The organism is Devosia honganensis (assembly GCF_042648785.1).
Classification (GTDB): Bacteria; Pseudomonadota; Alphaproteobacteria; order Rhizobiales; family Devosiaceae; genus Devosia; species Devosia honganensis.
In genome coordinates this window covers 1,022,642-1,037,462 of record NZ_JBHRYD010000001.1, presented here as the reverse complement: position 1 = coordinate 1,037,462, position 14,821 = coordinate 1,022,642, and the positions used below count along the sequence as shown (strand labels likewise).

The window sequence follows — 14,821 nt, the reverse complement described above, 5'->3', positions numbered from 1 at the left end:
GAATGGTCATCGACCCCGACAGTGCGGCGGCAGCGCGTGCGGGAGCGCCTTCGCGGTTTTCCGACAGTTTGATGGATGTCCTGGATCGGGTCAGCTATGCCCGGGTCGATCCGGGCGTGATCGACGATCCGATCTATAGACTGCGCTATCGCGCCTATACGCGCGAAGGCTTCATGGATCACAATCCCGAAGAAATCTGCATCGACGATCTGGATGAAACGCCCAACGGCATGAGCTTCGGCATCTATATCGACGGGGCGCTGGTGAGCTCGATCCGGCTGCATCATCTGACGCGGGAGCATCGGGCCTCGCCCAGCATGAAGGTGTTTCCCGACGTGCTGGGGCCGATGCTCGACCGCGGCATGACCTTCATCGATCCGAGCCGCTTCACCGCCGATCACGAGGCCTCGCTCGCCTATCCGGCCATGCCGTTCCTGACCTTGCGCATCGCCGCCATGGCCTCGGTGCATTTCGCGGTCGACCAGTGCCTGGCGCTGGTGCGGCCGGAGCACGGGCCCTTCTACAAGCGGGTTTTCGGTTCGGAGCAGATCGGCGAAACGCGCGCCTATCCCGGCCTTTACTTCCCGGTCGCGCTCTATGGCGCCAGTGTCGATTCCATCCGCTCGCGCGTGGCCCGGCGCTTCCCGTTCTTCCTCTCGACTGCCGAGGAACGAAGCCTGCTGTTTTCGCAAACCGGCCCCCAAGACGCGGTCCTGCGGATCAGGGCCTCGGCTCGCGACGCCTATGAGGCCGCCAGGCGCTCGCTGGAGGATTGCACCCCCGTGTCATAGGGAAACCCCGGGCGGACAGGGTGCGATGGCGAACGATTTCGTCAGGAAATGGTGCCGCTTGTCAGACTCGAACTGACGACCCCATCATTACGAATGATGTGCTCTACCAACTGAGCTAAAGCGGCGGCCGGGCAGGGCGTGCCCTGAGCGGATGGCGGGTCTTTTACTGGGGGTTTGCGGTTGGTGCAAGGGGCAAGGCGGGCTCGTTTGCGGGCAGGACGGGCAGCGGCTCCGCCGGCGGCAGGGGCGCGGGCCGGCTGTTGCTGGCTACGGGGACTTTCCACTCGAACGCATCGAGGCGGCCGGTCACCGGCGAGACCGGCTCCCATTCGTCGCTGACGATGCCATCGGCGGTCCAGGCCGGGTCGCGGGGGGCGCGCACGGCGCGGGCCAGCCATTCGCGGGCCTTGCCCTGGTCGCCGCTCTGACCTTCCTCGATCTCGGCCATCAGGCTCGCCACGCCCTGAGTGGCATCGGCTCCGGCGAAGGGTTCGAGGGCCTGGCGGGCGCGGGGCCAGTCATAGGCGTCGATGGCGGCCCGGGCCAGAGCCATGCCGGCGGCGCGATGTGGCGGCGGCATCTCGATGATCTCCCCCAGGCGCCGCAGCCGCTCCACCGCCGAGGCGCCCGGCTGGGCATGGGCGTAGAGTGCCGCCACGTCGGGATGGCCGGTGGCGCGCCAGATGCGGCGCAACAGGCTCTGGGCCCGCCGCGTCTCGCCGCGATGGGCATAGATGCGCGCGGCGATGAGCGCAGCCGGCACGAAATCGGGCAGCAGCTTGAGGGCCGTGAGCGCGTGATCGAGCGCGCCATTGGGGTTGCCGGCCTCGCTTTCGCGGGCTCGCGCCGTCTCGATGACGGCCTGCCGGCGGCGTTTGCGCGCCTTTTCCTCGCGGCTGGCCGCCGGTTCGGCATTGACCATGGCGACGGCCTCCGCCCATTGGCCGCGCCGCGCCAGATCGTCGAATACGGCTTCCGCCGCCCAGCCGGTTTCGGGCGCGAGGGCGAGCGCCTTGCGGGCGAAGGTCAGCGCCGCCTCCGGCCGGTGCTGGGTCCGCGCCTGGTCATAAAGCCCGGTCAAGGCGGCCACAGCGGTCTTTTCGCTGGCGATCAGGACGCGATAATGCTCGCGGGCCGACTGCATGTCCCCCAAGGCCAGATCTGCGCGCGCCTCGAGCAGTCGGGCGGCGCCGTTCTCGGGCAGACGGGCCTGTGCCTCGCGCGCCATGATGCGGGCGCGGGCCGGATCGCCCGATTGCAGGGCGATCACCGCGTCGGAAAGTGCCTCCACGCCCTGCTCGCGCCTGCGCCTCGCGCGCCGTCTCGCCATGGAGGCCGGGGCCGCCAGGATGCGGCGGATGACGGCCCAGGCGAGGATCACCAGCGCGGCCGCCAGAAGCAGAATGACGACGGCGGTGCCCACGCGCGGTTGCATGCGGTAGCCCGCCAGTTCCAGCGTCAACGTGCCGGGCAGCGCGATGATCCAGGCCGCCAGGCCAGCGACGATCAAACTGCCTATGATCCAGGAGGCGAGACGGATCATCCTCCATTTTCTCCGGCAAGGGCCCGGCTGCGCAGATCGGCGAGAAAGGCTTGGGCATCGGCAAGAACCGCGATATCGCCGGCCGCACCGCCGGATGCGGCGCGCATCGGCTCGGGCAGCGTGGCGAGTTCGGCCGCGGCCACCGCGAAATCGCGCCGTGCCACCGCCGTTTCGAGGCGGGCAACGATGGCGTCCGGAGCATCCCCTTCCACGGCGCCGGAGGGACGCATGGCGACGATGCCGCGGAACCAGTCGGCGGCCGCCTCCTGCCAGTCGGTATCGGCAGGGGCGGGGCGTCCGGCCAGCATGTCTGGCAGCGCCGCCTGTAGGGCGCTGGCCACCTCGTCCGGACGAGGCAGGCCCATACCTGCCCGACCGGCGATGGCTTCGGGAATGGCCGCCTCCGGCCAGGCCCGTCGCAACGCCGCCAGTTCCGCCTCATAGGGACGGCCCGTCGCAAAAGCCGTTTCGAGGCCGGAGAAGACAAGCGGCAGGCGCGCGGCGCCGTCCCCGGCCGCTTCCGAGGCGCTGATGGCGGCGTCGAGCGTGGCGACACGATCCCCGATCTCGTTCAGTTCCGCTTCCAGCGCCCTGATGGCTTCGGCTTCGCCGGTCCCGGCGGTGGGCTGGGCCGCCGAGCCGGAGCTGGCCGCCAGTTCGTCAAGCCGAGCCGCGAGGCCGGCGATGTCTTCGGCCAGCGCCGCATCGGCCTCGGTGGGCGTGGATGCGGGCGGTTCGGCCGGCCGCGCTTCGAGGTTGGCGAGGCGAATGTCGAGGGCCGCGAACTCGTTCCGAATGGTCGTGTCGGCCTGTTCCAGCTCGGGAATGGCGGCGGCGAACTGGGCAAGATGCGGATCGGCGGGGGTGGGCGCCTGTACGGGAGCGGGCCAAAGGCCCGACCAGGCAAGAGCATAGGCGGCGCCGAGCCCGATCGCGCCACCCAGCAGGGCGGAGAGAATAAACGCTCCGCCGGATCCGGCGGGCCGGTCATCGGCGCGCGGCGGTGTGGAAATGGGCGGTGGCGATCCGGTTTTCGGATCCGGCTTGCTCCCGGTTTTCGGCTCCGGCGCGGCGTCCGCTGCCGGTCGGGCGGTGCCTTCCAGCACCGGCGGCCGGACCGGGCCGGATTTTCCCGTGGATTTGGGATCGGTGGATGGCGTGTCGTTGCCGGTCGCGTCAGCCATGAGCCTTCCTCTCGTTCCTGCCGATCATGACCCAGATTGCTCGCGGGCAAAAGCCAGGGCCAGGGCCATCATCGCTTCCTCGCTGGGATGATCCGCCAGCAAAACGCGGCTGAAATGGTTTTCGAGCAGGGGTGCGGCGACATTTTCCGCGAGACACAGCATGGGCAGGCTGCGGCGCTGGCCCGGAGGAACCGCCGCTCCGGCGAGGGTGCAGAAGATTTCCGCGCTGCGGCGGGAATAGAGCAACACCGCCCCGATCTCCCCTCGGACGAGCGCGGATGCGGCGTCTTCAGGCAGGGCCGGCCGCGCCACCATTTCATAGACCGGCACGGTGACGACCATCAGCCCGTGCGGGGCAAGGGCCTGCGCCAGATCGCCGCTCATATGGCGTGCCGCCGGATAGAAGACCGGGCCTTCGAGCCGGGCGAGGGCGATGGTGGTAACCAGCGAGCCCAACGTGCCTTCGGCGGGAGTGACGTCCGTAAAACCGAGAAGGCGCGCCTCATGGGCGGTTCGGTGGCCGACGGCGAAGACGGACATCTCGAGGAAAGGCTCATGGGCCTTCCGGTCCGCGAGCGCCCGCAGCGCATTGGTGCTGGTGAGGGCCAGGGCGGCGAAGCCTTGCGGCGAGGGCAGGTTGGCGGGCAGGTTCCGACGGGTCATCAGCGGGGCTGCGAGTGCGTCGATATCGAGCGCGGCGAGCCTGTCGCGCGTCGCCTGGGCGTCCGGCTCGGGCCGGGTGACGAGCATCCGCATCAGGCGTTCCATCGGCTGAGCCAGTCGGGGCCCGCCTGGGCCAGCAAGTCGCTGCCGACCTTCTGGCCGAGCGATCGCGGGTCGCTGCCGCTGGCTTCGGCGCGGAAGCTGACCTGGCCATCGAGGCTGAGGATCTCGCCCTTGAGCGTCAGCAGGTCGCCGGCGCGGCTGGTCAGGGCGCCCACCGGGGTGCGGCAGGAGCCGTCGAGCACAGCCAGCATGGCGCGCTCGGCTGCGATGGCGGCATGGGTCGGGGCATGGTCGAGCGGAGCGACGATCTCGGCAAAGTGCCGGTCATCGGCGCGGATGGCGATGCCGATCGCGCCCTGGGCGGGGGCGGGCATGAAGTCCTCGGGATCGAGAATGGCGGTGGCGCGATGGGCCTCGCCGAGCCGGTTGAGCCCGGCCAGGGCCAGCAGCGTGGCATCGGCCACCCCGTCGAGCAGCTTTTGCAGCCGCGTATGCACATTGCCGCGGAACGGCACGATCCTGAGATCGGGGCGCAGGCGCCTGGCCTGGGCGGCACGGCGGATGGAGGAGGTGCCGAAACGGGCGCCCTCGGGCAGAAAGTCGATTCCCCTCGCCGACACCGACAAAAAAGCGTCGCGGACGTCCTCTCGCTCGAGAAAGGCCGCCAGCTCCATGCCGGGCGCGAGGCCGGTCGCCACATCCTTGCTCGAATGCACGCCGATATCGATGCGGCCGGACAAGAGGGCCTCGTCGATTTCCTTGGTGAACACTCCCTTGCCGCCGATATCGGACAGCGTGGTGTTCTCGGTCTGGCTGCGATCGCCGCCAGTGGAAAAGACCTCGATCCCGATCGCCTCCTCCCCGACGCCATGGGCGGCGGCTAAACGCTCGCGCACCAGTTTGGCCTGGGCCAGCGCCAGTGGGCTGCCGCGAGTTCCGATCCGGGCGAAGAGGTTGGGCGATTGCATTGGCAAGGGGTCCTATAGTAGGCGATAGGCTCTCGAATGGGAGTAGACCAGTTCGTCGTGACCGGGCAAGCGCAAGCCATCGTTCTGGGGATTGAAACCAGCTGCGACGAAACCGCCGCGGCCGTCGTCGTCCGCGACGATTCGGGCCGGGGAGCGATCCTGTCCAATGTGGTACGCTCCCAGTTTGACGAACATGCGGCATTTGGCGGCGTGGTGCCGGAACTGGCGGCGCGGGCTCATGTGGAATGGCTCGATCATATCATCGCCCAAGCGGTGGAAGAGGCCGGCATCGCGCTGGGCGATATCGACGCCGTCGCCGCCACTGCCGGGCCGGGACTGATCGGCGGGGTTCTAGTGGGGCTGACCACGGGCAAGGCGCTGGCCGCCGCGCTGGACAAGACGCTGATCGCCGTCAATCATCTGGAAGCCCATGCGCTGACGGCGCGACTGACCGATGAAGTGCAATTTCCCTATCTCATGCTGCTGGTCTCGGGCGGGCACAGCCAGTTTGTGCTGGTCCGGGACGTGGGGGACTATGAACGCTGGGGCGGCACGATCGACGACGCGCTGGGGGAAGCCTTCGACAAGGTAGCGAAGCTGCTGAGTCTCGGCCATCCGGGCGGCCCGGCGGTCGAGCGCATCGCCCGGGAGGGCGATCCGGAACGGTTCAGGTTTCCCCGGCCCTTGCTGCGCGAGGAGCGGCTCGATTTCTCCTTTTCCGGGCTCAAGACGGCGGTGCGGCTCAAGGCCGAGGCCCTGGCGCCTCTTGCCGAGCAGGACGTGGCCGATATCGCCGCCGGGTTCCAGGCGGCGGTAACCGAGATCGTCGCCACGCGCTCGCGTCAGGCGCTGGCCCGCTTCCGGACGGAATTCCCCGAAGCCGAGCCGCAACTGGTGGTGGCCGGCGGCGTTGCGGCCAATGCAAGGATCGGAGCCGCCCTGCGTGAGACGGCCGGAGCGATGGGGGCGAGGCTGGTAGTGCCGCCGGCGGCGCTGTGCACCGACAATGGCGCCATGGTGGCCTGGGTGGGCGCCGAGCGGCTGGCGCTCGGGGTCAAGGACGGACTCGAGGTGGCGGCGCGGCCGCGCTGGCCGCTCGACACGCCGGACATGAAGGTGGAAACCGATGCGGCTTGAGACGGTTTCGGTGATCGGCGGCGGCGCCTGGGGAACGGCCCTGGCGCAAGCCGCTGCCATGGCGGGGCGGTCCGTATCGCTGGTGGTGCGCGACGCCGACAAGGCGGCGCGCATCAATTCGAGCCGTTGCAATGAAGCCGCGCTGCCCGGCCAGGCTTTGTCGCCTGCCGTCACCGCCGTGGCCGAGGCCGCGTCCGCCGATATCGTCATCCTGGCGGTGCCGGCGCAGGCGACGCGGGGGCTGCTCGCCGCCCTCGATCCGGCGCTGCTGGCGGGCCGGCCGGTGGTGCTGTCGGCCAAGGGGCTCGAGACCGGAACACTGGCGCGGCAGAGCGAAATTCTTGCCGACATGGCCCCCGACGCCATGGGCTTCGTCTTGTCCGGCCCAAGCTTTGCCGCCGATGTCGCGGCGGGCCGCCCGACGGCGGTGACCCTGGCCGGGGACGACGCCAGCGACGCCTCCGATCTGGCCTCGGCGCTGGCGGGACCGAGTTTTCGCCCTTATGCCGCCGACGACCGCATCGGCGTCGAGATCGCCGGCGCGCTCAAGAACGTCTATGCGCTGGCTTGCGGTGCGGTAGAGGGCGCCAATCTGGGCGCCTCCGCCCGCGCCGCGCTGATCGCCCGCGGCTATGCCGAAATGGCGCGCATGGTGACGGCCATGGGCGGGTCGGCCCATACGTTGACAGGCCTTGCCGGGCTGGGCGACCTCACCCTGACCTGCACCTCGATCCAGTCGCGCAACTACCAGTTCGGCATGGCGCTCGGGGCTGGTCGCCGCACCGGGGATATCCTGGCCGGCGGCGCGGCGCTGGCCGAGGGCGTCGCCACGGCGCCGGTCGCGGCGGCCCTGGCCCGCAGCCTCGATGTCGAGGTGCCGCTGATCGATGCCGTCGACGCCGTCATCACCGGAAAATCCGAGATCGCCGCTATCGTCGCAGGACTGATGTCCCGCCCGCTCAAAAAGGAACACTGACATGCTCTACGCCATGATCGCCAAGGACGCACCCGGCTCCGGCCAGCTCCGCCTCGACACGCGACCTGCCCACCTCAACCATCTCGAGGCGCTGGGCAAGAAGCTGGTCTTCGCCGGGGCGCTGCTCGACGCCCAGGATCAGCCCGAAGGGTCGCTTGTGGTGTTCGAGGCCGAAACGCTTGAGGAGGCGCACCGGATGGCCGAGGCCGATCCGTTCGTCGCGGCGGGCGTTTTCGGCAGCATCGAGATCAGGCGCTGGCGGCTGGCGATCAACACCAGCGGCGCGGAGCTTTGAAGCAATGGCCTATTGGCTGATGAAATCCGAGCCGGACGAATTTTCCTTCGACGATCTCGTGGCCAAGACCGAAAGGGGCGAGGCGGAGGAGTGGACCGGCGTGCGCAATTATGCGGCGCGCAACAATATGAAGGCCATGCAGGTGGGCGACGAGGCCTTCTTCTACCACTCCAATATCGGCAAGGAGATCGTCGGCATCATGAAGATCGTGGCGCCGGCCCATCCCGACAGCACTGCCGAGCGCAATGCCAAGGGGGAGGTGGTGTGGGAGTGCGTCGATGTGCAATCGGTCCGGCCCCTGCCGCGTCCGGTGAGCCTTGCCGAGATCAAGGCGACGCCCGCGCTGGCCGAGCTCGAACTGGTCCGGCTCTCACGCCTTTCCGTCTCCAAGGTCGGCGCGGAGGAATGGCGCCTCATCTGTGGAATGGGCGGCCTCTAACCGGCTCGGGACGCTTATGCGGATCAGCCCTCCGCCGCGACCGGCGGGGACTGGTCCGGTTCCGCCGGCGGCGCGTATTTGTTGAGCAGCGGCACTTGGGTCATGGAGAAGATCACCGTCAGCGGCATGATGCCCCAGACCTTGAAGGCGACCCAGAAATCGGTGGGGAAATTACGCCAGACCACTTCGTTAAGCACGGCCAGAACCACGAAGAACAGGCCCCAGTTGAGGGTCAGCTTCCACCAGCCCTCGGCGCGGAGCCGATAGACGTCGCCGAAGACATAGCGGAGCAGCGACTGGCCGAACACCAGTCCGCCCAGCAGCACCGAGGCGAAGAGCACATTGGTTATGGTGGGCTTCATCTTGATGAAGGTGTCGTCCTGCAGCCACAGGGTGAGGCCGCCAAAGACCAGCACCACGACACCGGTGACCAGCGGCATCACGGCGACTTTTTTCAGGATCAGCCAGGACAGGGCCAAGGAGACGACCATGGCCACCATGAACCAGGCGGTGGCTACGAAGATATCGGCCCGTCCGTTCATGATGAAAAACAGAACCAGCGGACCCAATTCCAGCGCCAGCTTGACGATCTGCGGCCTGAGTTCGCTCCAATCGAGTTCGGGTTCGGCTTTTTCGGTCATTTGTCGTTCCATGGCGTTCCGATCACTGTGATGGCAGCGGAAGCGTGTTGCAAGCCGAATAGCGGACAAGAGTGGTCGGATTTGGGCTGAAGGTGCGGATCGCCGCGCCTTGCGCCAAGGGACGGTTTCACTCGTGACCGGCGATGGCGCGGGCGAAATCGCCGGCCGCGAAGGGCTCCAGGTCCTCGACCCCTTCCCCCACCCCGATGAAATGCACCGGCAAGCCGAATTTCCCGGCGATGGCGACGAGGATACCGCCGCGGGCGGTGCCGTCGAGCTTGGTCATGACAAGCCCCGTCACTCCCGCCCGCTGGCCGAAGATCTCCACCTGGCTGAGGGCGTTCTGGCCGGTGGTGGCATCGAGCGTCAGCAGGGTGGCGTGCGGGGCGGTGGGGTCGATCTTCTTGATGACGCGGATGATCTTTTCGAGCTCGCTCATCAATTCGTCGCGATTTTGCAGGCGACCCGCGGTGTCGATGATGAGAACGTCGCGTTCTTCTTGCTTGGCGCGGGTCACCGCATCGAAGGCGAGGCCCGAGGCGTCGGCGCCGGCTGGCTTGGCGATCACCGGCGCGCCGGTGCGCTGGCCCCAGACCTGAAGCTGTTCGATGGCGGCGGCGCGGAAGGTGTCGCCGGCCGCCAGCATGACCGATTTGCCTTCGTTCACCAGCTTTTGGGCCAGCTTGCCGATGGTGGTGGTCTTGCCCGAGCCGTTGACCCCGATCATCAGGATCACGAAAGGCCGGTGCTTCGTATCGATAATGAGGGGGCGGGCGACGGGAGCCAGCGCCTTTTCGACCTCGGCGGACAGCACTGCGCGGACGTCTTCGCCGGAAACGTCCTTGTCGAACCGGTCCCGGCGCAGCGTCTCGGTGATGGCCATGGCCGTTTCCACGCCCAGATCGGCCTGGATCAGCACGTCCTCCAGCTCCTCCAGCGTGGCCGCGTCGAGTCGGCGCTTGGTGAAGACCGAGGTGATCGAGCTCGAAAGCGTATCGGAGGAGCGCTTGAGGCCGGACGCGAGGCGCGCGAACCAGCCCTGCGGCCGGGCCGGCTCGGCGATGGCGGCCGGGGCATCAACGAACTGATCCTGCACGTCCTCGATATAGTCAGGCGTGGTTTCGGGCGGGCCGGGCGGCGGTGTCGCCTTGTCAGGCGCCGGGGGCTCGGCCGGAACAGGCTCCGGCTGCGGTTCGGGAACGGGGGGAACGGGATCGGGCGCGGCCGGGTTTTCGGGCAGCGTCTCTTCGGGGGCAGGGGTCGGCGCCGGCTGATTGCCGCCGAAAAGGCGCTGGAAAAAGCCGGGTTTCTTCTCGCTCATGCTGGCTCCATACCCTTGCGCATTCAGGCCGCCGCGACGTGCAGGGCGTCGCCGATCAGACCATCCCTGTCGGTGCCGGTGATGTGCACGCGAAGCAGGTTCCCCGCCTCCGCGCCGGGAACGCGTACGGGAATGAAATGTTCGGTACGGCCCAGGCCCGCGCGTTCGACCAGCACGTTCTCGCTGGCGCCGAGCCGGGATCGGCACAGCGCCTCGAATTGCCGGTCGCCCGCCTCGCGCAGCAGCGCGGCGCGCTGGCGGGCGATGCCCCGGCCGACCTGCGGCATGCGCGCGGCTGGGGTGCCGGGACGCGGCGAATAGGGAAAGGCGTGGATATAGGTCAGGCCCGCCTCGGCGATGAAGGACAGCGAATTTTCGAACATCGCGTCGGTCTCGGTGGGAAAGCCGGCGATGATATCGGCGCCGAAGACCATGTCGGGGCGGCGCTGGCGGAGCTTTTCCACCACAGCCAGGGCATCGTCGCGCAAATGCCGGCGCTTCATGCGCTTGAGGATCAGATCGTCGCCCGATTGCAGCGACAGATGCAGATGCGGCATCAGCCGCTCGTCGCTCACCGCATCGTAGAGCGCCGGGTCGGCCTCGATGGAATCGATGGAGGAAATGCGCAGCCGCGGCAGGTCCGGCACATGTCTGAGGATCGCCTGGGTCAGCTTGCCCAGAGTCGATCCGCCGGGCAGGTCGGGGCCATAGGAGGTGATGTCGACCCCGGTGAGCACCACTTCGGCATAGCCGTTGCCGACCAGTTTCCTGACCTGCTCGACCACCAGCCCCATCGGCACCGAGCGCGAGGGCCCTCGGCCGAAGGGAATAATGCAGAAGGTGCAGCGATGATCGCAGCCGTTCTGCACCTGGACGAAGGCGCGGGTGCGCCCATCCATGCCCTCGATGAGGTGCCCGGCGGTTTCGCGCACGCTCATGATGTCGTTGACCTGCACCTTGTCGTTGAGCGGCGTGCCGAAGACCATGGGCTCGTAGCTTTCGGCTTTGAGCTTGTCGGCATTGCCGATGACGAGGTCGACCTCCTCCATGTCGCCGAAACTGCGCGCCTCGGTCTGGGCGGCGCAGCCGGTGACGATGATGCGTGCCTGGGGATGGTCGCGCCGCGCCTTGCGCACGGCCTGCTTGGCCTGGCGCACCGCCTCGGCGGTCACCGCGCAGGTATTGATGATGACGGCATTGTCGAGGCCCGCCTTTTCGGCTTCGGCCTTCATCACCTCGCTCTCATAGGCGTTGAGCCGGCAGCCGAATGTCAGCGTCTCGACGGCCATCAGGCGGCCTCGCCCCGGGTCCAGGCGCCGGTGGCCGGATCGAGCCGGCCGCGCCATTCGAGTTCCGCCGGGCCGGTCAGGGTCACATGGTCGTCGGGCTGCCACTCGACCGTCAACTCGCCACCCGGCAGGGTCAGCCTGGCCTTGCGGGCCGTGCGTCGGGTGCGCGCGCCATTGACCAGGGCGGCACAGGCGGCGGTGCCGCAGGCTCTGGTGAGGCCGGCGCCGCGTTCCCAGGTCCGGAGCACGACATGGTCGGGCTGCATCACCTGAGCGATGGAGATATTGCAGCGCTCGGGAAAAAGCGGGTGATTTTCGAGCAGCGGCCCGAAGCGGTCGAGCGCATAGGACCAGACATCGTCCTTCACCCAGAAGGTGGCGTGCGGATTGCCCATGGAGAGGACGGAGGGCGAATGCAGGACCGGCGCGTCGATCGGGCCGATCTGCAATTCGATGGCGCGCGTATCGGCGAATTCCTCATTGAGGGGAATGTCGTACCAGGCGAATTTGGGCGTGCCCATATCGACGGTGATGAGGCCATCCCCGGTTTCCTCGCCGAAAAGAATGCCGGCGGGGGTCTCGAAGGTGAAGCGCTGCCGTCCCTGCTCGACCGACAGCGCCTGCACCACGCAGCGCATGCCATTACCGCAGGACTGGGCGCGCGATCCGTCCGAATTGATGATCTCGATATAATTGGCCGTGCCTGGCGTACGGGGATCGTGGATGGCCATGATCTGGTCGAAGCGCGTTTCCGGCTGTGCGTTGATGGCGATGGCCGCCTCGGTGGTGACGCGACCGCCCCGGCCGCGCAGATCGACCACGATGATCTGGTTTCCCAGCCCGTTCATCTTGAGAAAGGGAATGTCGCTCACGGCGGTTTCCAAAATCCGGCTACGCATCGGAGCGGCCACCCGATCCAATACATCGTTCGTAGCCTATATGGCGGAAGTAGCGCGAAAATGCCAGTGCGGGCAGCAAGGTTCCGGCGGTGCGCCTGGTGTCCGGCCCCGGGGAGGAGGCGCGATTTTCTTTCATTCCTAACTATTTGCCCGAGGCATGTTCTTAACCAGACAGGGAGCTTTCTCGTGCGGATGATCGGGATGGGTCTAAAATGATCCGTGCCATCCTCGTCGTCCGCAGCATCGGAGTCCGACCATGAACATGCCGCTCATTTCCGATCAGATCATCACCGACTGGCAGCCGCACCATCCCCAGCTCTGGGGCAGCCAGCCGCTGCGCCTCAGCCACAGCCTCGCCGGCTCGACGCTTTTTTCGGATGCGGCGCTGGCCAGCCTGATCGACCGGACCCCGCGCGAGGGCTATCACGTCAATTACTCGCAGAAGACGCCCGGCAATCCACCGAAACGGCGGGAGGGGGAGATCCGGGATCTTTCCGGCGCCGAGGTGATCGAGACCGTCCGCAAGGGCAATATCTGGGTCAATCTCACCGCGCCGGCCAAGACCGACCCGGCCTATGGCGAATTGCTCGATGAGCTCTATGCCGAATTCGAGGGGCGGGTGCCGGGCTTCAAGTCCTACAAGCGCAACCTGACCATCCTCATCTCCTCGCCCAATGTGTCGGTGAAATACCATTCCGACGTGCCGGGACAGTCGCTCTGGCAGGTCCGGGGCACCAAGAAGGTCTATGTCTATCCGGCCCAGGCGCCGTTCATCTCGCAGCCGGCGCTGGAAAAGCTGATCCTGGGGCAATTGCGCGAGACCGACATGCCTTACGAGCCCTGGTTCGACGACTTTGCCCAGGTCTACGATCTCGGGGCGGGGCAGATGCTGCATTGGCCGCTCAACGGGCCGCACCGGGTGGTCAATCACGACATGCTCAATGTCAGCTTCACCACCGAGCACTGGACCGACGAGTTGCGCAGGCACTATGCGGTCAACTACGCCAATGGCGTGCTGCGCTCGAAACTGGGGGCGCGGCGGCTCAACCAGCAGGTGACGGGCCTGTCCTATCTCTCCAAGCTGGGCCTGGCCGGGGTGGTCAAGTTCTCCCCGCTCAACCCACAAAAGAAGAAGGTCTATACGGTCGACTTCCAGGTCGATCCGACGGCGCCCGAAGGGGTCCGGGATATTCCCGCGCAAACATTCGAGAAATGAGCCTGATCGACACATTCGGCTGGAGCGGACGGCGCGATGCTCCGGCTCGTGCGCTGTCCGGTCTGGGGCGGACTTGCAAGGTGGTGCGCACGCGCGAGGCGCTCGAGGCACTGACCCCGGCCTGGCTGGAGCTGGAAGAGCGCTGTGCGGGGCCCAATCTCTTCCAGAGCCTGGGCTGGGCGCGGGCTATCTTCGATTTCGAGGCGGCGCGCGGCAATGCGGCGTTCGATCCGGTGATCGTGACGCTTCGAGAGGGCCCGCGTCTGGTGGCGTTACTGCCGCTGGAGCGTATCCATACCGGCATGCGCCGGGTGCTGGCGCCTTTGGGCCATGCCTTCGGGCAATATGCCGATTTGTTGATGGCCCCCGACCTTGAGGCGCGAGGGACGGTGGCCCGCATGCTGCAATCCGCCATAAAGGCGGCGCCGTGCGACGTGGTGAGCTTCCACAAGGTGCGGAAGGGCTCGCTCCTGGCGCTGGGCATGCCCGATACGGCAATCGAGACGGGCACCGCCGAGGGAGCGCCCTATGTCGCGCTCGACGTCTATGCGGATTTTGCCGGCTACTTCTCCACCATCCGCACCAAAACGCGCAAAAACATGCGCAATGCCCGCAATCGGCTGGCCCGCGAGGGCGTGGTGGCGCATAGCGTGGTCACCGGTCGGGACGAGCAGTTCGCCCTGATCGAGCGCACCGTTGCGGGCCGGGCGGGGCGGCTCCGGGAGCAGGGCCTGACCTCGCGCGCCTTCCGCGATGCCGGCTTTGCCGATTTCTGCAAGAAACTGGTGGGGCGCGGCGATCTGGAGCTCCTGGCCTTTTCGCTCACCCATGGCGGCAGGCCCATCGCGGAGCAATGGGGGTTCGTGCATGGCGGCCGCTACTATGCCTTCGTCGCATCGCGGGACTTCTCCAATTCCGACGAGAGCCCGGGCAAGCTGCATCTGGGCGAGATCACCCGCGCCTGTTTCGAGCGCGGCCTTGCCGGCTGCGATCTGGGCGTGCCCGCCATGCCCTACAAGCTCACCTGGGCAACCGATACGGTGGCCGTCCGCGACCATGCCCTGCCCGTCACGCCCAGGGGGTGGCTGCTGATCCAGCTCTGGGACGTATTTGCGCGGCCGCGGGTCAAGGCGGGATTGCTCAGAATACCGGCCCGCTGGCGCGCCGGCATCATGCGCCTTGCGGGCCATGGCCACTGAGCGCCGCATTTTCTTGACTCCGGGTCCCGCATCCCCTAAACGCAGCCCGTTCATCAGGCGACTTGCTCCTGACCAGCCGACCGGGACCCCCAGAGGTATAAAGCGATCCCGGAGGCCAACACCCGCCAGCGCGTTGCGCCCGCGGGTGGGTTTGGTGTTTGGCCCGGCGGACCTTATCTCTCCCGGGGAATCGGCCT

At 67.5% G+C, this 14,821-nt stretch carries 15 protein-coding genes and 1 tRNA gene; 7 read left to right on the top strand and 9 right to left on the bottom strand.

The features are described from left to right. Positions 1-2 precede the first annotated feature (2 nt). Positions 3-791 (top strand): N-acyl amino acid synthase FeeM domain-containing protein, encoded by a 789-nt coding sequence (locus tag ACFOOL_RS04945; protein WP_380095414.1) that lies wholly within the window; start codon positions 3-5, stop codon positions 789-791. 49 nt (positions 792-840) lie between these two features. Here ACFOOL_RS04945 and ACFOOL_RS04940 read toward each other — a convergent pair. The 5 genes from ACFOOL_RS04940 to hemC form a co-directional block, all read right to left on the bottom strand. Then, positions 841-916 (bottom strand) — tRNA-Thr (locus tag ACFOOL_RS04940). Between the two features lie 38 nt (positions 917-954). Then, complete coding sequence (locus ACFOOL_RS04935; protein WP_380095412.1) at positions 955-2,334, bottom strand: heme biosynthesis protein HemY; 1,380 nt, start codon at positions 2,332-2,334, stop codon at positions 955-957. Next, complete coding sequence (locus ACFOOL_RS04930; RefSeq protein ID WP_380095411.1) at positions 2,331-3,518, bottom strand: hypothetical protein; 1,188 nt, start codon at positions 3,516-3,518, stop codon at positions 2,331-2,333. Before ACFOOL_RS04930 ends, ACFOOL_RS04935 begins: the two co-directional genes overlap by 4 nt. A gap of 24 nt (positions 3,519-3,542) precedes the next feature. Beyond that, on the bottom strand, positions 3,543-4,274 hold the full coding sequence (locus ACFOOL_RS04925) for a uroporphyrinogen-III synthase (RefSeq protein ID WP_380095410.1): 732 nt from the start codon (positions 4,272-4,274) through the stop codon (positions 3,543-3,545). Then, positions 4,274-5,212, bottom strand: a complete 939-nt coding sequence (hemC, locus tag ACFOOL_RS04920) for a hydroxymethylbilane synthase (RefSeq protein WP_380095408.1) — start codon at positions 5,210-5,212, stop codon at positions 4,274-4,276. The genes ACFOOL_RS04925 and hemC overlap by 1 nt, the downstream gene beginning before the upstream one ends. Before the next feature lie 36 nt (positions 5,213-5,248). Between hemC and tsaD the strand changes: the two genes are divergently transcribed. From tsaD to ACFOOL_RS04900, 4 genes are read left to right on the top strand one after another with little or no spacing between them, the layout of a single operon-like run. Continuing rightward, positions 5,249-6,349 carry a tRNA (adenosine(37)-N6)-threonylcarbamoyltransferase complex transferase subunit TsaD gene (tsaD, locus tag ACFOOL_RS04915; RefSeq protein WP_380095406.1) on the top strand — a complete coding sequence of 367 codons (1,101 nt, stop codon included), beginning with the start codon at positions 5,249-5,251 and terminating at the stop codon, positions 6,347-6,349. Beyond that, positions 6,339-7,325 (top strand): NAD(P)H-dependent glycerol-3-phosphate dehydrogenase, encoded by a 987-nt coding sequence (locus tag ACFOOL_RS04910; protein ID WP_380095405.1) that lies wholly within the window; start codon positions 6,339-6,341, stop codon positions 7,323-7,325. The genes tsaD and ACFOOL_RS04910 overlap by 11 nt, the downstream gene beginning before the upstream one ends. A gap of 1 nt (position 7,326) precedes the next feature. Beyond that, a complete protein-coding gene (locus ACFOOL_RS04905; protein ID WP_380095403.1) occupies positions 7,327-7,620 on the top strand; it encodes a YciI family protein in 294 nt (97 codons plus the stop codon). Positions 7,621-7,624: 4 nt separating this feature from the next. After that, a complete protein-coding gene (locus tag ACFOOL_RS04900) occupies positions 7,625-8,059 on the top strand; it encodes an EVE domain-containing protein (RefSeq protein WP_380095402.1) in 435 nt (144 codons plus the stop codon). A 23-nt stretch (positions 8,060-8,082) separates the two neighbouring features. Here ACFOOL_RS04900 and ACFOOL_RS04895 read toward each other — a convergent pair whose 3' ends face one another. The 4 genes from ACFOOL_RS04895 to dapF all read right to left on the bottom strand — a co-directional run bounded on the left by ACFOOL_RS04895 (position 8,083) and on the right by dapF (position 12,158). Beyond that, a complete protein-coding gene (locus tag ACFOOL_RS04895; RefSeq protein ID WP_380095400.1) occupies positions 8,083-8,712 on the bottom strand; it encodes a septation protein A in 630 nt (209 codons plus the stop codon). Positions 8,713-8,827: 115 nt separating this feature from the next. Then, on the bottom strand, positions 8,828-10,021 hold the full coding sequence (gene ftsY, locus ACFOOL_RS04890) for a signal recognition particle-docking protein FtsY (RefSeq protein WP_380095399.1): 1,194 nt from the start codon (positions 10,019-10,021) through the stop codon (positions 8,828-8,830). 23 nt (positions 10,022-10,044) lie between these two features. Next, positions 10,045-11,310, bottom strand: a complete 1,266-nt coding sequence (mtaB, locus tag ACFOOL_RS04885) for a tRNA (N(6)-L-threonylcarbamoyladenosine(37)-C(2))-methylthiotransferase MtaB (protein WP_380095397.1) — start codon at positions 11,308-11,310, stop codon at positions 10,045-10,047. Continuing rightward, positions 11,310-12,158: a diaminopimelate epimerase gene (gene dapF / locus ACFOOL_RS04880; protein WP_380095919.1), complete on the bottom strand. Its 849-nt coding sequence runs from the start codon at positions 12,156-12,158 to the stop codon at positions 11,310-11,312. The genes mtaB and dapF overlap by 1 nt, the downstream gene beginning before the upstream one ends. A gap of 307 nt (positions 12,159-12,465) precedes the next feature. Between dapF and ACFOOL_RS04875 the strand changes: the two genes are divergently transcribed. Next, entirely contained in the window at positions 12,466-13,425 is a 960-nt protein-coding gene (locus ACFOOL_RS04875) for a hypothetical protein (RefSeq protein ID WP_380095395.1), read from the top strand. Continuing rightward, entirely contained in the window at positions 13,422-14,624 is a 1,203-nt protein-coding gene (locus ACFOOL_RS04870) for a GNAT family N-acetyltransferase (RefSeq protein WP_380095393.1), read from the top strand. Before ACFOOL_RS04875 ends, ACFOOL_RS04870 begins: the two co-directional genes overlap by 4 nt. The last annotated feature ends 197 nt before the right edge of the window (positions 14,625-14,821 follow it).

Excerpts from the sequence above, each read along its gene's own strand:
- hemC (WP_380095408.1), bottom strand. The coding sequence starts at position 5,212 with ATGCAATCGCCCAACCTCTTCGCCCGGATCGGAACTCGCGGCAGCCCA.
- ACFOOL_RS04875 (WP_380095395.1), top strand. The coding sequence starts at position 12,466 with ATGAACATGCCGCTCATTTCCGATCAGATCATCACCGACTGGCAGCCG.
- ACFOOL_RS04895 (WP_380095400.1), bottom strand. The coding sequence starts at position 8,712 with ATGGAACGACAAATGACCGAAAAAGCCGAACCCGAACTCGATTGGAGC.
- mtaB (WP_380095397.1), bottom strand. The coding sequence starts at position 11,310 with ATGGCCGTCGAGACGCTGACATTCGGCTGCCGGCTCAACGCCTATGAG.
- ACFOOL_RS04910 (WP_380095405.1), top strand. The coding sequence starts at position 6,339 with ATGCGGCTTGAGACGGTTTCGGTGATCGGCGGCGGCGCCTGGGGAACG.
- ACFOOL_RS04870 (WP_380095393.1), top strand. The coding sequence starts at position 13,422 with ATGAGCCTGATCGACACATTCGGCTGGAGCGGACGGCGCGATGCTCCG.
- ftsY (WP_380095399.1), bottom strand. The coding sequence starts at position 10,021 with ATGAGCGAGAAGAAACCCGGCTTTTTCCAGCGCCTTTTCGGCGGCAAT.
- tsaD (WP_380095406.1), top strand. The coding sequence starts at position 5,249 with ATGGGAGTAGACCAGTTCGTCGTGACCGGGCAAGCGCAAGCCATCGTT.
- ACFOOL_RS04900 (WP_380095402.1), top strand. The coding sequence starts at position 7,625 with ATGGCCTATTGGCTGATGAAATCCGAGCCGGACGAATTTTCCTTCGAC.
- ACFOOL_RS04930 (WP_380095411.1), bottom strand. The coding sequence starts at position 3,518 with ATGGCTGACGCGACCGGCAACGACACGCCATCCACCGATCCCAAATCC.
- ACFOOL_RS04935 (WP_380095412.1), bottom strand. The coding sequence starts at position 2,334 with ATGATCCGTCTCGCCTCCTGGATCATAGGCAGTTTGATCGTCGCTGGC.
- ACFOOL_RS04905 (WP_380095403.1), top strand. The coding sequence starts at position 7,327 with ATGCTCTACGCCATGATCGCCAAGGACGCACCCGGCTCCGGCCAGCTC.
- dapF (WP_380095919.1), bottom strand. The coding sequence starts at position 12,158 with ATGAACGGGCTGGGAAACCAGATCATCGTGGTCGATCTGCGCGGCCGG.
- ACFOOL_RS04925 (WP_380095410.1), bottom strand. The coding sequence starts at position 4,274 with ATGCGGATGCTCGTCACCCGGCCCGAGCCGGACGCCCAGGCGACGCGC.
- ACFOOL_RS04945 (WP_380095414.1), top strand. The coding sequence starts at position 3 with ATGGTCATCGACCCCGACAGTGCGGCGGCAGCGCGTGCGGGAGCGCCT.